At 74.0% G+C, this 18,830-nt stretch carries 8 protein-coding genes; all 8 read right to left on the reverse strand.

Annotated elements, in window-relative coordinates; genetic code table 11:
• Positions 1-13: 13 nt before the first annotated feature.
• From ADK67_RS26395 to ADK67_RS52720, 8 genes are read right to left on the reverse strand one after another with little or no spacing between them, the layout of a single operon-like run.
• Positions 14-778: an SDR family oxidoreductase gene (locus ADK67_RS26395; protein WP_053719209.1), complete on the reverse strand. Its 765-nt coding sequence runs from the start codon at positions 776-778 to the stop codon at positions 14-16.
• Positions 775-3,570 (reverse strand): condensation domain-containing protein, encoded by a 2,796-nt coding sequence (locus ADK67_RS26400; protein WP_053719210.1) that lies wholly within the window; start codon positions 3,568-3,570, stop codon positions 775-777. Before ADK67_RS26400 ends, ADK67_RS26395 begins: the two co-directional genes overlap by 4 nt.
• The gene (locus tag ADK67_RS26405; RefSeq protein WP_053719211.1) at positions 3,567-4,790 is read right to left on the reverse strand and encodes an MFS transporter; all 1,224 of its coding nucleotides are present in this window, start codon (positions 4,788-4,790) and stop codon (positions 3,567-3,569) included. The genes ADK67_RS26400 and ADK67_RS26405 overlap by 4 nt, the downstream gene beginning before the upstream one ends.
• Positions 4,787-5,986 (reverse strand): MupA/Atu3671 family FMN-dependent luciferase-like monooxygenase, encoded by a 1,200-nt coding sequence (locus tag ADK67_RS26410; protein WP_053719212.1) that lies wholly within the window; start codon positions 5,984-5,986, stop codon positions 4,787-4,789. The genes ADK67_RS26405 and ADK67_RS26410 overlap by 4 nt, the downstream gene beginning before the upstream one ends.
• Complete coding sequence (locus ADK67_RS26415) at positions 5,979-10,412, reverse strand: type I polyketide synthase (protein ID WP_053719213.1); 4,434 nt, start codon at positions 10,410-10,412, stop codon at positions 5,979-5,981. The genes ADK67_RS26410 and ADK67_RS26415 overlap by 8 nt, the downstream gene beginning before the upstream one ends.
• On the reverse strand, positions 10,409-12,133 hold the full coding sequence (locus tag ADK67_RS26420) for an amino acid adenylation domain-containing protein (RefSeq protein ID WP_053719214.1): 1,725 nt from the start codon (positions 12,131-12,133) through the stop codon (positions 10,409-10,411). The genes ADK67_RS26415 and ADK67_RS26420 overlap by 4 nt, the downstream gene beginning before the upstream one ends.
• Entirely contained in the window at positions 12,130-18,528 is a 6,399-nt protein-coding gene (locus ADK67_RS26425; protein WP_197289621.1) for a non-ribosomal peptide synthetase, read from the reverse strand. Before ADK67_RS26425 ends, ADK67_RS26420 begins: the two co-directional genes overlap by 4 nt.
• A complete protein-coding gene (locus tag ADK67_RS52720; RefSeq protein WP_197289622.1) occupies positions 18,525-18,782 on the reverse strand; it encodes a hypothetical protein in 258 nt (85 codons plus the stop codon). Before ADK67_RS52720 ends, ADK67_RS26425 begins: the two co-directional genes overlap by 4 nt.
• Positions 18,783-18,830 lie beyond the last annotated feature (48 nt).

Below are 18,830 nucleotides of genomic sequence, written 5' to 3' on the forward strand. Positions count from 1 at the left end.
CGTGTGGAGCGCCCTAGCTGTCGAGCGCGTAGCCGCCGTCGATCTCCAGGCACCGGCCGGTGAAGTAGCCGCACTCCGCGACGAACCGCACCCCGGCGAAGATCTCCCGCGGTGTGCCCAGGCGGCGCAGGGGAACCCGGGTGACGTGCTCGTCGAGCCGCCGGGGGTCCATCGCGGCGAGGATGGGCGTGTCGATGAAGCCGGGTGCGATGGCGGCGGCGCGGATGCCGTGCTCCGCCAGTTCGAGCGCGAGGGAACGGGTGAAGGCGACCACGCCCGCCTTGGCCGCGGCGTAGTTGCCCTGCCCGGCGTTCCCGGCCCGGGACACCGACGAGATGGTGACGATCACGCCCCGCACACCGCCCCGCACCATGCGCACCGCGACCTCGCGCGACACCAGGAACGTCCCGGTGAGGTCCACGTCCACCACCGTCCGCCACTGGGCCAGCGGCATGGTGACGTAGTCGTCGTCCAAGGGCTTGACCACCAGCCCGTCCCGGTAGATGCCCGCGCTGTTGACCAGCAGGTCGACGTACCCGAGGTCGTCGACCGCGCGCGACACCGCGTCGGACACCTCGTCCTGCCGCGACACGTCGACCTGGTACGTGGTGAGGGCGCCGTCGCTGTCGGCGAGCAGCCGTGCCAGCCCGGCGGCGTCCTTGTCCAGCGCCGCCACGGCCGCGCCCTCCGCCAGGAGCCCGAGGCAGATCTCCCGGCCGAGCCCGCTCGCGGCGCCCGTCACGACGGCCCTGCTCTCGCCGATGTCCACCGCGCTCACCGCTTCCCACGCCGGGCCAGCGCCGCGCGCCGCGCCTGCGCCCGGTCGGCCGCGTCGGTGCGCGCCGGTTCCGCCGCCGCGCCGCCGACCAGCTCGGACATGGCCCGCACGGTGGGGCGGCGGAACAGTTCGGCCACCGCGAGGTCCAGGCCGAACGCGCTGTTGAGCGCGTCGCGCAGCCGCACGATGAGCAGCGAGTTGCCGCCCGCCTCGAAGAAGTTCCGGTCCACGTCCACGGTCCGGCCCAACAGCGCCGACCACACCTCGGCCACCCGCTGCTCGGCCTCGGTGGCCGGCGGCACGTGCCGCGGCCGCGCGGGCGCCGCCTTCGCCGCCGACCGGGCCAGCGCGTGCCGGTCCACGGTCCCGTCGGGTCGCAGCGGCAGGTCCGGCACGACCACGACCCGGCTCGGCACGAGGTAACCGGGCAGGTGCGCCCGCAGGTGCGTCTCGACGTCCGGCGGCGAGGCGGTCGAGACGACCGCCACCACCCCGTCGGTCAACGCGCACGCCTGCGTCACCGCCGGGTGGTCGAGCACCGCCGCCTCGACCACCACGGCGTCGCCGACCAGCTCCAGCCGCCCGTCGGCGGTGTGCCGCGCGCGGTCGCCGGTCGCGACGCCGTCCAGGTGCAACGCCCCTGCGACACCCGGCGGGACGGGCTGCGAGCGCTCGTCCAGCACTCGCGCCACGACCGCGCGCAGCGGCCGTCCGATCGTGACCGGCTCGTCCGGGCTCACCCGGCCGCCCACGGCGAAGACGCCCGCGACGCCGTAGACGTTGTGCACCGCCTCGGCTCCGGCGTCGTAAAGCGACCGCACCAGCGACGGGTGCAGCACGTCGCCGGTGGACAGGACCACCGGCGCGACGTCGCCCAGCCGACCGAGCAGCGCGGGCGTTCCGCAGACCAGCGTGGCCGCCTTGACGTCGTCGGTCACCCGGCCGCCCGCGGCGAGCGCGGCGAACACCTCGAACAGCGCCGTCCCGGAGGCCAGGGAGCTGATCGGCGCGGCGCACGCGACCGGCGGCAGGTCCCGCCGCGCCCACTCCAGCAGGTCGCCGAGCACCCGGTGGTCGAACTCCACGCCGCGCGACTCGCTGGTGTGCGCCACGAACGCCGCGCCGGCCGCACCGCCCACCCGGTCGTCCGGTCCGACGAGGGATGACACGAGCGTCACGGGCAGGTCCTCGAAGACGCCGCCGGAGTGGGCGTCGGACAGCACCAGTGCCGCGCCCGAGTCCCGGGCCATCGTCCGCAGCAGGTACGGCGGCAGGTCCGGGTCCAGCAGCACGCAGGTGCCGCCCGCCTTGAACACGCCGAGGACCGCCGCCACGAACTCGCCGGACAACGGCAGGCACACCGCCACGCGTGACGCCGCCGCGTGCCGTGCGACCCGGTTGGCCAGCGCCTCCACCTCGGCGTAGGTCCACACCCGCCCGCGCGCCTCGACCGCCACGGCGTCGGGGGAGCGGTCGACCTGCTCCTCGACCAGCCGGTGCGGCTCGACGCCGCGCGGGAGGTCGGGTTCTGCCCAGCTCCGCAGCTGCGCCGACTCCGCCTCGTCCGGCCGCACCAGCCGTGACACGGGCGCGTCCGGGTCGCGGCCGATCCGGCGCAGCACGGTCTCCAGCCGCGACAGCATCCGGTGGACGGTGTGCTCGTCGAACAGGTCCACCCGGTAGTCGAAGTGGGCGGCCAGGCCGTGCTCCGCCTCGGACAGCAGGACGTCCAGGTCCGCCTTGGCCGAGTCGAGCGACAGGTACGACGGTGTGAACCGCACGCCGCCGCCCCGCCGCGTGACCGGCGCGGTCTCGTAGCCGAACAGCACCTGGTAGATCGGGTCGTGCCCGGCCTCGCGCGGGATGCCCAGCGCCTGGGCCACGTCCTCGAACGGCAGGTCGGCGTGCTCCTGCGCGTCCAGCACGTCGTCGCGCACGTGCGCGAGCACCTCGGTGAACGTCGGGTCACCGGTGAACCGGGTCCGCGTGACCACGGTCTTGACCAGGTACCCGATCTGCCGCGCGCTCTCCACGGTGTCCCGGCCGGAGGTGGGCATGCCCAGCACGACGTCCGACGCGCCGTGCTGGTGCAGCAGCACCGCGCACGCGGCCTTGAGGAGCATGAACATCGACGCCCGCCGCTCCCGCGCGACCAGCCGCAGCGGTGCCACCACCTCGGGCGGGATCAGCCGCGTCGCCCGAGCCGTGCGGTAGTCGCTGGTGACCGGCCGCGGCCCCTTGAGCGGCAACGGGATCACCGGTGGGATGCCCTCCAGCCGCCGCACCCAGTGGTCCAGCGAGTCCGTCGAGTGCGGTACGTGCGGCGGCAGCGCGGGCAACGGCGACGCCTCACCGCGGGTGAACGCGTCGTACAGGGCCGTGAGCTCGTCGAGGAACAGGTCGTGGGACGCGCCGTCGAACACGACGTGGTGCACGTTGACCAGCAGCCGGTGCGCCTGGTCGCCGTCGCGCACGAGCCCGACCCGCAACAGCGGACCGCGCGACAGGTCGGACGGCTCCCGCGCGAACGCGTCCACGTCGATCGGACCGGGCGCGAGCGTGATCGGCGACGGCGGCGCCACCACCCGCACCAGGTCGCCGTCGACCTGCTGAAGGGTGGTGCGCAGCGCCGGGTGCCGCCGCACGACCTCGGTCAACGCCCGCGCCAACGCCTCCCGGTCCAGCGGGCCGTCCAGCCGCACGGAGAACGGGACGTTGTAGAACGGGTCGTTCGGCCGCAGGTGGGCCAGTGCCCACAGCCGCCGCTGGGTCGGAGTCGCCGGACCGTTCACCGCTCCACCTCGCTCAACCGGGGCCGTCGGGCCGACGCGGTGAACGCCGCCGCGGCCAGCACCAGGAACACACCCGCCACCACGATCGACACGGCCACGCCCCACAGCGAGGCCGTCACACCACCCAGCGCCACGCCGATCACCATGAAGTTGGTCATGATCGCGTTCAGCAGGCCGATACCGCGACCGCGCAGGTCGTCGGGCAGGTCACGCAGCATCGTGTTCGCCGCGGGCACCTGGAACAGCCCCGCGCCGATCCCGGTGAGCGCGCACCACGACGCGACCGCGACCAGGCCGAGGTCGGCGTGCACCCATTCGGTCGGCGCGAGCAGCACGAGCGTCGCGCCGAACAGCGCGACCGACGCCACGAGCGCCGTGCTGAACGAGCTGAACCGCCGGAGCATCGCCGGACCCACCATCGCGGCCACCACGGAACCGCCCCCGAACACCGCCTGGGCGAACCCGTACTGCTCGGCGGGCAGCTCGAACACGGTCAGCAACTGCGCGTTGAGGTTCGTGGTGAACAGCCCGAACACCAGCATGATCGGCACCATGAAGGCGCTCATGAACCGCAGTGACGGGATGGCCAGCACGCGGCGGAACCCGTCGCGCAGCGCCTGCCAGTAGCGCTCGCCGCCCTCCCGGTGGACCGGTGCGCCCTTCAGCACGGCGAGGCTGCCCAGCAGCAGCGCGGAGACCACGAACGTGCTCGCGTCCAGCACCAGGACCACCGGCACGCTGCCGACCGCCACCAGCACACCGCCCAGCGCCGGACCGAGCAGGTTGAGGGTGTGCGCGGTGCTCTGGAACAACGCCACCGCCGTCGGCAGGCTGTGCCCGCCGACGAACAGGGGGAGGGCCGCGATCCGGGCGTTCTCGAAGACCGTCTTGCCCACGCCCTGGAGCAGGATCAGCACGAGCAGCAGCCACACCGAGTCCAGCGCCGGGATCATGGCCAGTACGATCACCAGCCGGGCCAGGTCGGAGCCGATCAGCAGGGTCCGCTTGGGCAGCCGGTCGATGACCGGGCCGATGAACGCGCCCAGCACGCCCATCGGCAGCAGTTGCGCCATGACGACCAGCGCGATGACCACCGGGTTGCGGGTCAGCGTGGCGACCACGTAGATCAGCACGATCCGCGTCATCGCGTCGCCCAGGAACGACACGACGCAGGCGATGTAGTACCTGATGTACGTGGCGTCCTTCAGCAGCTCGATCACGACGAGGCCCCTCGTCGCGCGTAGCGGTCCTTCAGCTCGGTGAGGTGCTCCAGGCCGCCCAGCACGGCGTCGGGAGCCGGCCCGAAGTCGACCAGGCAGGCGATCTCGTCCACGCCGATGTCCACCAGGTCCTCGACCAGGGACTCGCACTTGTCCGGTGTGCCCAGCAGCGCGGAGTTGTCGAAGTACCGCTCGAACGCGGAGGACAGCATCGCCTCCCGCCCGGCGTCGTCGAGTAGGGCGAAGGCGCTGTCGACGTTGTCCTGCTGGGACAGGAACGTCCTCAGGTAGCCGATCAGCGGTTCCCGCACGGCCCGCTTGACGGTGTCGTCGTCGGTGCCGAGGAAGGTGTGCGCCATGACGGCGACGCGGCCGGTGTGGTCGTCGGGCAGCGCCCGCCGGTACGCGGCGATCTTGTCCGCGAGGTCGCGTGGCCGTCCGCCGACGAGCGCGGTGAGCACGTTCGCGCCGATCCGACCCGCCCGCACGAACGTGTCGACGCTGCCCTGCGACGAGATCCACACCGGCAGCCGCGGCTGGAGCGGTCGGGGCAGGGTGCGGACCTCGACGGTCACGCCGTCCGGTCGGGCCATCGGCACGGACTCGCCCGCCCACAGCCGCTGGACGGTGTCCAGGGACTCGAACATGACGTCCTTGCGACGCCGGTGCCGGTCCGGGTCGCCGCCCGGGGCGAGCAGGAAGTCGTCCGGGTGCCAGCCGGACGCGGCGGAGATCGCGACCCGGCCGCCGGACAGGTTGTCCACGACCGCCCACTCCTCGGCGATCCGGACCGGGTGGTGCAGCGGCACGGCGACGCTGCCTGCCCGGATCTCGACCCGCTCGGTGACCGCGGCGATCGCCGCCGCGACCACCGACGGGTTCGGGTACAGCCCGCCGAAGTCGACGAAGTGCCGCTCGGGCACCCAGATCGCGGTGAACCCGAGCCGGTCGGCGTGCCGGGCGCAGTCGAGCAGGAGGTCGTACTTGCCGGGGCCTTCGGCCGAGCCGTCGCCGGAGAAGAAGAACAGGCTGAAGTCCATCGCGCTGGTCTCCCGGCGGGGCCGGCGTGGCGTCGCGGCGACCGCCGGGGGAGCTGGCGGCTTCAACTCGCGCTCCCGCATCGCCCGCTCCAGCACGGCGCGTTGTCCGGGTGCGAGGGCGGCGATGCGCGCTCGGATTTCTTGCTGGTCAGCCATCGTGTCCTCGCAACCGTGCCTCGGCCTCCTCCGGCGACAGGCTCTCGACCTCGCGCAGCAGGGCTTCGAACTCGTCGGGACCACCGTCCACGGCCTGGTGCGCGCGGATGGCCGCGGCCAGGGCCGACACGGTCGGGGCCTCGAAGATCACGCTCGCCGGCATGTCCCCGTGGACCTGCCGCAGCCGCGCCATGACCTGGATCGCGAACAGCGAGTTGCCGCCCAGGTCGTGGAAATCGTCGTCCGGGCCGATCGACGGCACGCCGAGCACCTCGCGCCACACCGCACCCACACCCCGCGCCACCTCGTCGTCAGGCCACACGGCCACCGGATCCCAGTCGCCCGCCGGGGCGCGCGGCACGTCCGCGAACACCGCCGCGGTCTGCTCCGCCTGGTCGGCCACCAGGTCCTCGAAGTCCACAGTGGACACCAGGACCTGGGTGAGCCGGCTGTGCAGCACCGATTCGGCGATCGCGAGGCCGTCGGCGGCCGGGATGCCGTGGTCGCGCCGGGTGCGCTCGAACCGCTCGCGCAGCTCCGGCATCCCCGCGACCTGCCGCTCCAGCCAGTCGTCCCGGTCCCACTGACCCCAGTCGACCGACACCGCGCCGGTGGCGTGCGCGAACGCGTCGAGGAACGCGGCCGCCGCGCAGTTCTCCAACTGGCCGATGCCGCCCACCACACCGGTCGTGGACGAGGCCAGCAGGAAGAAGTCCGGTTCGTCGTCGGCCACCAGCTCGTGCAGCGCCAGCGTGGACACCACGCGCCCGGCCAGCACCGGCAGGGCCTCGGCGCGGGTCTTCACCACGGACAGGCCTGAACCGCGGGCCCCGTCGGCGTGCACGACACCCCGGATGCGGCCGAGCTCGGCACGTGCGACGGCGACGGCGCGCGCCGCCTGCCCGCGGTCGGTCAGGTCCGCGCGCACGAACGAGCCCACGCCCGGCGGCTCCTCGTCGTCCCCGACGAGCACGACCCGGGCACCCGCCCGCGCCAGGTGCTCGGCGAACACCGGGCCCGCCGTCCCCGAACCCCCCGTGACCAGGTAGCCGCCACCCGGCCGCCACGGGCTCTGCGCCGCCTCCAGCCGCACCGGCGTGAACGACCTGGTCCAGCGGCGGCCCGCTCGGTGGGCGACCAGGGGTTCGCGCTGGTCGTGCGTCAGTTCGGCGACCAGGTCCGCGGTGTCGGCGTCCAGCGGCACGTCCACGCACCGGTAGGTCGAGCCCGCGAATTCCTGGGTCAGCACGGTCGCGGCGTGGACCGTGGCGCGCTCCGGCAGCCGCACCCGGTCGCCGACCACGTCGTGCAGGTCGTTGACCAGCACGTCGCAGCGCACCGCCGCGGCGTCACCCGCCTCGGCCAGCGCCTGCGCCAGGTGCAGGAGCGTGAACAGCCCCGCGTCCTGCACGTCCTCGAACGGCGCGCGGTCGGCGTCGGTCACGCTCCACGCGTGCACGACCCGCTGCGGCAACCCGCCGTCCCGGCGCAACTCGTCCACCAGGCGGGTGAAGTGCTCGCGTCGGCCGCCGTCCAGCACGAACCCCTCCGCGTCGCGGGAGAACTCGCGACCCCGGCGCACGGCCGTCACGACGTGACCCCCTGCCCGCAAGGCTTCGGTCAGGCGTCGCGCCAGGCCGGTCGCGTCCTCGAACACCAGCCACGCCGCCCGCGGCACCGGCTCGCCGGTGAGCGGGGCCGGTCGCCACGCCGGCACGTACGTCCACCGCGCCGGGTCGTGCCGCCGCGTCCGCTCAACCTCCTCGGTTCGGGGCAGCAGGTACTCGCGCCGCTCGAACGGGTAGGTCGGCAGGGGCGTCCGGCGCCGCCGCTCACCGCCGCGCACCGCCGCCCAGTCGACCGGCACACCGTGCCGCCACAGGTCGGCCAGGCCGCGCGCCAGCGCCTCGCTCTCGGTGAACCCCTTCGGCAGCAGCGTCACGACCGGGTTGCCGTTGCGGCGCGCCGGCCCGCTCAACGCCCGTCCCGGTCCGACCTCGACCATCAGCCGGTCGGTCGCCAGCAACGTGGTGACGCCGTCGGCGAACCGGACCGGCTGCCGGGCGTGCGAGACCCAGTAGTCGGGATCGGTGGCCTGCTCGTCGGTGATCCACGTGCCCGTCACGTTGGACAGGAACGGCACCGCCGGCTCGTCCAGCGCGATCCCGCGCACCACCTCGGCCAGGCCGGGCAGCGCGGGGTCGACCATCGGCGAGTGGAAGGCGTGCGAGGTCTCCACCGCCGTGTGCGCGATGCCGCGCGCGTCGAGCCGCCGCGCCACCTCGGCGATCTCCTCGTCCGTGCCCGCGACGACGCAGGCGTTCGGCGCGTTGACGCCGGCGATCGTGCCGTGCCCGTCGAGCACGTCGGCCAGCCCGGCCTCGTCCAGCGCGACGCTGATCATCCGGCCGGGCGGCAGGTCCTGCATGAGCCCGGCCCTGGCCTCGACCACGCGCAGCGCGTCGCGCAGCGTGAAGACACCCGCCAGGCACGCCGCGACGAACTCGCCGAGGCTGTGCCCGAGCATCGCGTCCGGCCGCACGCCCCACGACCCGAGCAGCCGCGCCAACGAGTAGTCCAGGCAGAACATCGCCGGTTGCGTGTGCGCGGTCCGGCGCAGCCGCTCGCGGCTGCCCTCGTCGCGGGCGAACGCGACCTGCCGGACGTCCCAGCCGAGCAGCTCCGCGCACTCGTCCATCGCGGCGCGGAACACCGGCTCGCGCTCGTACAGCTCCGCGCCCATGCCCGGGTACTGGCTGCCCTGGCCGGGGAACAGGAACACCACCGACGGCGGCCCGTCGGTCCGCGTGGCGGGCGAGGACGCCTCCAACGCCTCGACCGCGCCGTCCAGGTCCCGGCACACGACCGCCCGGCGGTGGGCGAACGCCGTCCGGCCCACCTGGAGGGTGTGCGCCACGTCGGCCAGCTCGCCGTGGGCGCGCAGGCGTTCGGCGGCCGCCTCCGCCACGTCGACGCGCGAGGAGAGGTGGCGCACGATGGTCGCCGCCTCGGCCAGCTCGCCCCGCGTCCGCAGGTGCTCGGCGAGCCGGGCCGTGGCCGCGTCCAGGGCGGCCGGCGTGCGCGCCGACAGCGGCAGGACCCGCCACTCCCGGCCCGGGTCGGCGGCCGGGACGTCGGGCGCGGCCTCCAGCACGACGTGCGCGTTCGTGCCGCCGATGCCGAACGAGCTGACGCCGGCCCGCGGCGGGTGGTCGGACGCGGGCCAGTCCTGGCCACGCGCGCTGACCCGGAACGGGCTCGCGGCCAGGCCGGTCTCCGGGTTGGGCCGCTCGAAGTGCAGCGTGCCGGGGATGTGGCGGTGCTCCAGCGCGAGCACCGCCTTGATCAGCCCGGCCACGCCCGCCGCGGCGTCCAGGTGCCCGATGGAGGACTTCACCGAGCCCAGCACCGCCGACGCGCCCGGACCGAACGCGTCGGTCAGCGCGCGGACCTCGATCGGGTCGCCCAACGACGTGCCTGTGCCGTGCGCCTCGACGTACCCGACCGTCGCCGGGTCCACCTCGGCCACCGCGAGCGCCTCGGCGATCGCGGCCGCCTGGCCGTCCGGTGACGGCGCGGTGAACCCGACCTTGGCCGCGCCGTCGTTGTTGACCGTCGAACCGAGGATCACCGCGCGGACGTGGTCGCCGTCGGCCAGCGCGTCCTCCAGGCGCCGCAGCACGACCACGCCCACGCCGTCGCCCACGACCGTGCCACCGGCCGCGGCGTCGAACGGGCGGCAGCGGCCGTCCCGGGACAGGATGCCGCCCTCGTCGTACCGGTAGCCGCGCCGGTCGAGCAGCCGCACGGCCGCGCCGCCCGCCAGGGCCAGGTCGCACTCGTCCAGCAACAGGCTCTGGCACGCCATGTGCACGGCCACCAGGGACGACGAGCACGCCGTCTGGATCGTCATGCTCGGTCCGGTCAGGTCGAGCTTGTAGGACACCCGCAGCGCGGGCATGTCCGGGTCGTTGCCGACCGCGACCTGCAACGGGTGGAACAGCTCGCCCGCCCGCGGGTGGCGCGCGATCCGGTCGAAGCGGTAGCCGCTGGTGGCGGTGCCCGCGAACACGCCGACCCGGCCGCCGAAGTCCGCGGGCACGTGGCCCGCGTCCTCCAGCGCCTGCCACGAGGACTCCAGCAGCAACCGGTGCGCCGGGTCGGTCGTCTCCGCCTCGGCCCGGGTGAAGCCGAAGAAGTCCGCGTCGAACAGGGCCGGACCGTCGATCACCCCGGCGGAGCGGACGTAGTCCGGGTCGGCGAGCTGGTCGGCGGACACGCCCGCCTCCGCCAACTCGGCTTCGGTGAAGTGCGTGATGCCCTCACGCCCCGCCACCAGCGCCGCCCAGAACTCGTCGAGGTCGCGGGCGCCGGGGAACCGGCCGCTCATGCCGACGACCGCGATGCCCCTGGCTGGTTCGGTCACCGCTCCTCCAGGACCTTGGCGAACCCGCGCAGCGTCGGCTCGTCGAACACCATGCGCAGCGTCGCGTTCACCCCGAGCCTGGCCTTCGCCTCGGCCACGACCCGGGTCGCGAGCAGCGAGTGGCCGCCCAACTCGAAGAAGTCGTCGTCCAAGCCGACCCGGTCGACCTCCAGCGCCTCCGCCCAGATCTCGGCGAGCGCCTTCTCCAACGCGGTGCCCGGTTCGGCGAACCCCTCGACCTGCTCGGGACGCGCCCACTCGGGTTCGGGCAGCGCCCGCTTGTCGACCTTCCCGTTGGCGGTCAGCGGCAGGTGCCCCAGTGGCACGAACGCCGTCGGCAGCATGTAGTCCGGCAGCGTGCGGCGCAGGTGGTCGAGCAGGTCGCGCACGGCGAGCCGGTGGTCGCCCACCCAGTAGGCCACCAGCCTCGGCGAGTCGCCGTCGGTGCGCGCGACCACGGCGGCCGACTCGACCAGCGGGTGCCGCGCCAGCGCCACCTCGACCTCGCCGGGCTCCACCCGGTGGCCGCGGATCTGCACCTGGTCGTCCACCCGGCCCAGGTACTCCAGGTCGCCGTCGGGGTGGCGGCGGACCCGGTCACCCGTCCGGTACACCCGGGCATCCGGGGCGGTGGCGAACGGGTCGCGGACGAACCGCTGCGCGGTCAGCTCGGGCCGGCCGAGGTACCCGCGCGCCACGCCCGCGCCGCCGACGTAGAGCTCGCCGACCTCGGCCGCCCGGCCCTCGTCGTCCAGCACGTGCGCGGTGAGGTCGGGCAGCGGCCCGCCGATCATGCTGCCCGGCGCGGTGTCCGGGTCGTCGGCCGTCACGCGCCGGTAGGTCACGTGGACGGTGGTCTCGGTGATCCCGTACATGTTCACGAGCTCGGGTCGGTCCGCGCCGTGCCGGTCCAGCCACGGCCGCAGCATCCCCGGCGCGAGCGCCTCGCCGCCGAACACCACCACGCGCAACGCCAGGTCCGCACCCTGCTCCTCGTCGACCCGCATCAGGCCGCGGAACGCGGACGGGGTCTGGTTGAGCACGGTGACCCGCTCGCGGTCGAGCAGCCGGTAGAAGTCCTCCGGCGAGCGGGCGACGTCCCGGGGCACCACGACGAGCCTGCCGCCGTGCAGCAGCGCTCCCCAGATCTCCCACACCGAGAAGTCGAACGCGGTGGAGTGGAACAGCGTCCACACGTCGTGCTCGTCGAACCGGAACAGCTCGTGCGACGCGGTGAACAGCCGCGTGACGTTGCGGTGCTCGACCACCACGCCCTTCGGCGCGCCCGTCGAGCCCGACGTGAAGATGACGTACGCGACCGAATCGGGCCGCGTGCCCACGTCGCCGACCGGGACGTCCGGGTAGGCGGAGAGGTCCAGCAAGTCCACCGCGTCGTCGGTGAGGAGCACGGTCACGCCGGCGTCGGCCAGCATGTGCGCGGTGCGTTCCTCCGGGTGCGCCGGGTCCACCGGCACGTAAGCGCCCCCCGCCTTGAGCACCGCGAGCATCGCGACCACCGGCCACGGCGAGGTCCGCTCCAGCCGCAGTCCGACGAGCGTCTCCGGACCCACGCCCAAGCCGCGCAGGTGGTGGGCCAGCCGGTTGGCGAGGCGGTCGAGCCGCGCGTAGGTCAACCGCTGCGCGCCCGCGACCACCGCGACGGCGTCACCGCGCGCCGCCGCCTGTTCCTCGAACCAGTGGTGGACGAGTCCAGAGGTCAACGGTCTTCTCCTCCCACTGGCGAACCCGGTCGTTCCGCTATCCGCCGCAGTGTTCGCGCGTAGTCGTCCAGGAGCGCGCCGGCGGTGGCCGGCTCGAACAGATCGGTGTCGTACTGGAGGGTCAGGGCGAGCCCACCGCCGGACTCCTCGATGACCAGGCTCAGGTCGAACTTCGCAGTGTCCGGCGGCGAGAGCAGCCTCAGCCCGGAGGTGTCCACACCGTCGAGCACGGGCGGCGCGGTCGGGTCGAGCACGCTGAACATCACCCGGAACAACGGCATGAAGTCGCTGCTCCGCCGGGACAGCACCGCCTCGACCAGCTTGTCGAACGGCAGGTCCTGGTGCGCGAACGCGCCGAGGGTCACCCGGCGCACCCGCGAGGCGAGCTCGTGGAAGTCCGGTGCCCCGGACACGTCCGTGCGCAGCGGCACCATGTTGATCAGGCACCCGACGACGTCCTGCGACCCGGCGTGCGTGCGACCGCCGACCGGTGTGCCGACCGTGACCTCGTCCGCGCCCGCCCGCGCGCCCAGCAACGCCTGGAACCCGGCCAGCAGCGTCATGTAGAACGTCACGCCCGCACGCCTGCTCAGCGCCCGCAGCGCGCCCACCAGCTCCGCCGGCACCTCGCGGGTCACCACCGCGCCCCGGAAGCGGCGTGCCGTCGGTCGCGGCCGGTCGGTCGGCAGGTCGAGCACCGGCGGGTCCGTGCCGAGTGCCGCCCGCCAGTACGCGAGCAGGTCGTCGAGCACCTCGCCGCGCAACCACTCCCGTTGCCACACCGAGTAGTCCGCGTTCTGCACCGGCACCTCGGGCAGCGGCCGGCGGTGGTAGAGAGCGCCCAGCTCGTGGAACAGCACGTCCAGCGACCGGCCGTCGACCACGATGTGGTGCAGCACGAGCACCAGCTGGTGCTCCACGTCGGACAGCCGCAGCAGCCGGGCACGCAGCAACGGGCCCGTCGCCAGGTCGAACGGCCGCAGCGCCTCCTGCTCGACGATCGCCTCGACCTCGTGCGGCCGGGCGGCCAGGTCGGTGACGGGCAGGGGGACGGGCGCGGGCGGCGCGATCTCCTGGCGCGGTCGGCCGCGCGTCGCGGGGAACGTCGTGCGCAGCGCCTCGTGCCGGCTCACCAGGCCGTCGAGAGCCTCGCTCAGCGCCTTGAGGTCGAGCGGACCGCGCAGCGGCAGCACGACCGGCACGTTGTACAGCGACGTGCCGGGTTCGAGCTGCTCGAAGAACCACAAGCGCTGCTGCGCGAACGAGAGCGGGATCGGCCCTACCGCGCTTGACGCGGGTAGTGCTGCCGCGCTTGACGCCGGTAGCACTGCCGCGCTCGGTGGGGGCGGCAGTGCCGCGCTTCGCAAGGGTCCTCCCCAGGGGACCCCTGTTCTTATTCTACCGGCGGGGTCCGACAATTCCGGTGGCCCGCCGACGGACGCCAGGTGCGCGGCGACCGCGCGCGGTGTCGGCTGTGCCAGCAGCACGCCGAGCCGCAGGTCCGCGTCCAGCACCTCGTTCAGCCGCCCCACCAGCCGCACGGCCAGCAGCGAATGCCCGCCCAGCACGAAGAAGTCGTCGTCCAACCCCACCCGCGGCACACCGAGCACGTCCGCCCAGATCGTCGCCACCAGTTCCGCCAGCGGCGAGCCGGGTGCGGTGGCCGCGGCGATCGGCTCGTCGTCCGGCACGAGCAACGCACGACGGTCCACCTTGCCGTTCGGCGTGACCGGCAGCGCGTCGAGCACGACGAACCGCGACGGCACCATGTACTCCGGCAGCACGAGCCGCAGGTCCGCGCCGAGGTCGGCGGGCGCCGCGATCACGACGAAGGCGACGAGCCGCTTCTCGCCGTCGTCACGGGTGTCGAGCACGACCGCCGCGTCCACGACCGCGTGGTGCGCGCGCAACGCCGCCTCGATCTCACCCGGCTCGACCCGGAACCCGCGGATCTTGACCTGCGCGTCGAGGCGGCCGAGGAACTCGATCGCGCCGTCTGCCCGCCGCCGCGCCAGGTCGCCGGTCCGGTACAGCCGCGCGCCCGGCTCGGCCGCGAACGGGTCCGCCACGAACTTCGCCGCGGTCGCCGCGGGCCGGCCGAGGTAGCCGGTGGCCACCCCGGGGCCGCCGATGTGCAGCTCGCCCGGCACGCCGATCGGCACCGGCTCCAAGTGCGCGTCGAGGACGTGAACCGCGGTGTTGGCGATCGGACCGCCGATGGGCGCGGTCCTCGCCTCCGGCGGCAGGTCGGTGATCTCGAACCAGGTGGCGAACGTGGTGGTCTCGGTCGGCCCGTACACGTGGACCAGCCGCTCGGGTCGACCGTTCGCCAGGACGTCCCGGACGAACCGAGCCTCCAGCGCCTCGCCGCCCATGAGCAGCGTGTGCAGCCCGGCGAACGCGTCGGGGCGCTCGCGGGCGATCGCGTTCACCGCCGCGGTGGTCAGGAACATCGTGGTGATGCCCTTGGCGCGGATGGCGTCGGCCAGCGCGTCCGGGTCGAGCACCACCTCCTTCGGCAGGATCACCGCACGGCCGCCGTTGGCCAGCGCGCCCCACAGCTCGAACGTGAAGGCGTCGAAGGAGGCGTTGGACGCCTGCGCGACGCGGTCGTCCGGTCCGAGCCGGACGTAATCGGTGTCGCGGACCAGCCGCGTGATCGACCGGTGGGCGACCATCACGCCCTTGGGCACGCCGGTGGAGCCGGAGGTGTAGATCACGTACGCCGTGTCGCCCGCCGCGGCGGGGTTGTCCGGGCGGACCGCCGGCCGCGCGTCCACCTCCGCCGAGCCGAGCAGCACTTCCCTCGGCCCGGTGACGCGCCCCGCGGTGTTCCCGTGGGCCACCAGCACTTCCACGCCCGCGTCACCGACCATGTGCGCCAGCCGTGCGGTCGGGTAGTCCGGGTCCAGCGGCACGTACGCGCCGCCCGCCTTGAAGATGCCGAGCAGCGCCACGGCCAGGACCGGTGAGCGCTCCACGCAGACACCGACCCGGGTGCCCGGACCCACGCCCAGGTCGCGCAGGTGGTGCGCGAGCCGGTTCGCGCCCGCTTCCAGGTCCCGGTAGGACAGCCGGTGGTCACCGAGCTCGACGGCCGTCGCGTCGGAGTTCGCGTGCTCCTCCACCAGCTCGTGCACGCACCGCGTCGCCGGGAACGGGGTCGGCCCGGGGTTCCAGGCGTGCAGCACGCGGTGGCGTTCGTCCGCGCTCAGCAACGGCAGTCGCGAGACCGGCGTGGTGTCCGACCCGACCACCGCCCGCACGAGCACCTCGAAGTGCCCGGCCAGGCGCGCGATCGTGGCGGCGTCGAAGAGGTCGCCGTTGTACTCGACCAGCCCGGTCAGGCCGTCGGAGGTCTCCTCCAGGGTGACGGAGAGGTCGAACTTGGCCGTGCCGGTGTCGACCAGCGCGGGTGCGAGGCTGTGCCCGAGCACCCGGAGCGGGCGCATCGTGCCCTCGGTGACCTGGAAGACCACCTGCACCACGGACGTGTGGCCCGGGTCGCGCTCGGGGCGCAGCCGTTCGACGATCCGCTCCAACGGCACGTCCTGGTGCTCGTAGGCGGCGTGCGCGACCGCGCGCACGCGGGCGAGCAGCGCGTCGAACCCGAGGTCGCCCGCGAGGTCGACCCGCAGCGGCAGCGTGTTGACGAAGAAGCCGACCAGCGGCTCCAGGTCGCGGTGGGTCCGGTTGGCCACCGGCGTGCCCACCACGAGGTCGGTCTGCCCGGTGCAGCGGTGCAGCAGCGTCGTGAACGCCGCCAGCAGCACCATGTACAGCGTCACGTCGTGTCGGCGCGCCACGTCGGCCAGGTCGCGGCGCAGGGCGTCGTCCCAGTGGAAGCGGTGCAGCCCGCCCCGGAACGTCCGCACGGCGGGCCGACCGCGGTCGGCGGGCAGCTCCAGCAGGGGCGGCGCGCCCGCGAGGCGGTCGAGCCAGTGGCCCACGTCGTGCCGGTCGCCGTGCTCCCGCTGCCAGGCGGCGTAGTCGGCGTAGCGCAGACCCGGCTCCGCGGTCACCGCGGGCGAACCCTCGACCTCCGCCTGGTACCCGCTCTCCAGCTCGCGGAACAGGATCTCCAGCGACCAGGCGTCGATGACGATGTGGTGCGTGGTCAGCACCAGCACCCGGCTGCCGCCCCGCAGGAGCGTCGCCCGCAGCAAGCGGCCCGAAGCGAGGTCGAACGGCGCCCTCGCCGCCGCCGTGACCCGGTCGTCGAGCCGGTCGTCCGGCACGTCCTCGACCTCGACCTCCACCGGCCAGGGCGCCCGCACGACCTGCCGCGGCTCGCCACCGACCTCCAAGAACGCCGTGCGCAGCGCGGCGTGCCGGACCACCAGCGCGGTCAGCACCCGCTGGAGCACGCCGACGTCGAGGTCCTCGTTCCACGGCAACGCGTAGCCGACGTTGTAGACGGGGGAGTCGGGCAGGAGCTTCGCGAAGTACCACAGCTGTTCCTGGCCGAACGACAGCGGTGCGAGCTCGTCGTCGCGCCTGCTCGGCGGTGGGACGTCCGGGGTCGACCGCTCGGCGAGGGCGCGGCCGGCCCGAGCCACCATCGCGCCCAGCGTGTCGGCGGCCAGCAGCTCACCGAGCGGCAGCCGCACGCCCAGCGCCTCGTGCAGCCGGGACACCACGCGCATGGCCTTGAGCGAGTGGCCGCCCAGGTCGGCGAACCGGTCCTCCAGCACCACGTCGGCGACGCCGAGGACCTCGCGCCACGCCTCGGCGAGCAGCTCCGCCAGCTCCCCCGCGGGCTTCGTGCCCGCGGTGGCACGGGCGGGCGGCCGCCTGCGCGTCAGCTCGGCGCGGTCCACCTTCCCGTTGGGGCTCAACGGGAGCCGGTCCAGCACGGCCACCACGTCCGGCACCATGTACCCGGGCAGCGTCGCGGCGAGGCGGGCCCGCGCCAGGTCGGTGTCCAGCCCGCCGTCCTCGGCGACGAGGTAGCCGACCAGCTGGGTGTCCCCGGTGTCGTCGCGCCTGCCGACCACGACCGCGTCCGCCACACCCGGTTGCGCGCGCAGCGCCGACTCCACCTCGCCCAGCTCGATGCGCAGGCCGCGGACCTTCACCTGGAGGTCCATCCGGCCGAGCAGCTCGATCAGGCCGTCACCGCGCCACCGCGCCAAGTCGCCCGTGCGGTACAGGCGTTCACCGCGCACCGGGCCGTGCGACCACTCGAAGAACCGCTCCGCGGTGAGCTCCGGGCGGTCGAGATAGCCCTCGGCGAGGCCGATGCCCGCCAGGTGCAGCTCACCCGGCACGCCGACCGGCACCGGGCGGCGGTCTTCGTCCAGGACGTACGTGCGCTGGTTGGCCATCGGGCGGCCGTACGGGATGCTCGTCCAGTCCGGCAGGGGCGAGCCCGCCTCGTGGATCGTGGAGTGGATCGACGACTCGGTCGCGCCGCCCATCACGATCACCCGCACGTTCGGCTGCCAGGCGCGCAGCCGGTCCGGCAGCGTGACCGGCACCCAGTCGCCGCCGAGCATCGCGAGCCGCACGCCGTCCGGCTTGCGGCCCCCGGCCTGCTCCAGGTGCGCCACGAACAGCTCCAGCAAGGCCGGCGCGGAGTTCCACACGGTGACGCCGTGCTCCAGCGCCAGGTCGCACCAGTGCTGCGGGTCCTTGAGCCGCCCGGCGTCCGGCACGACCACCGCGCCGCCCGCGATCGTGATGCCGAGGAATTCGTAGACGGACATGTCGAAGCTCGTCGACGACAGCGCGAGCACCCGGTCGCCCGGCCCGACGTCGAAGCGCGTGTTCAGATCGAGCAGGTTGTTGACCACGCCGCGGTGCCGCAGCGCGATGCCCTTGGGCGTGCCGGTCGAGCCGGACGTGTAGATCACGTAGCACAGGTCGTCGGGACCGGCGTCGGCCGGCGGGCCGTGGTCCGGGTGTCGCGCGATGCGGTCGGCGTCCCGGTCCAGCAGCACCACCGGGCCGGTCGGCTCCGGCAGCCTCGACCGGGTCGCGGAGTCGGTCACCAGGACGGCGCACTTCGCGTCGCGAAGCATGAACTCCAGACGCGCGGCGGGGTACTCGGCGTCCAGCGGCACGTACGCGCCGCCCGCCTTCAGCACGCCGAGGATCGCGACCAGCAGGTCGGGCCCGCGCTCCAGGCACAGGCCGACCCGCACGCGCCTGCGCACGCCGAGGTCCCGCAGGTGGTGGGCCAGGCGGTTCGCGGCGACGTCGATCTCGCCGAACGTCCGCACTCGGCCGCCGTGGACCACCACCGGCCGGTCCGGTGCCGCGGCGGCCCGTGCGGCGAAGTGCTCGTGCAGGCAGGTGCCGTGGTCGAGGTCCGCGGCGGTGTCGTTCCAGTCGATCAGGATGCGTCGCTCGGTGGCCTCGGTCAGCGCGTGCCGCGACACCGTTCCGGTCATCGTCGGTGCTCCGTGGGGTGTGCGGGGCTGAACAACACCACCGGGTTCGTCGATGAACAGAAGTGCGGTTGCACGTCCGAGCGCCGTGCGTCGATCGCCAACGCGAGCGTGCCGCCCTGGTGGCGCGGCTCCCGCTCCAGCAAGTCGGCCCGCTCGGGATCGTCCGAACTCAGCGAGCGAACGTCGGTGACGTGGAGCTCCTCGGTAGCTGATTCCGGCGCTGCCCCATCGGTGGCGGTGCGGTTCACAGCCACGTGCCCGGAATACGCGTGTGCACAATTTCCCCCAGTCTCGGCACACCA

The sequence above is a fragment of the Saccharothrix sp. NRRL B-16348 genome, from assembly GCF_001280085.1.
In the GTDB taxonomy this organism is placed as follows: domain Bacteria; phylum Actinomycetota; class Actinomycetes; order Mycobacteriales; family Pseudonocardiaceae; genus Actinosynnema.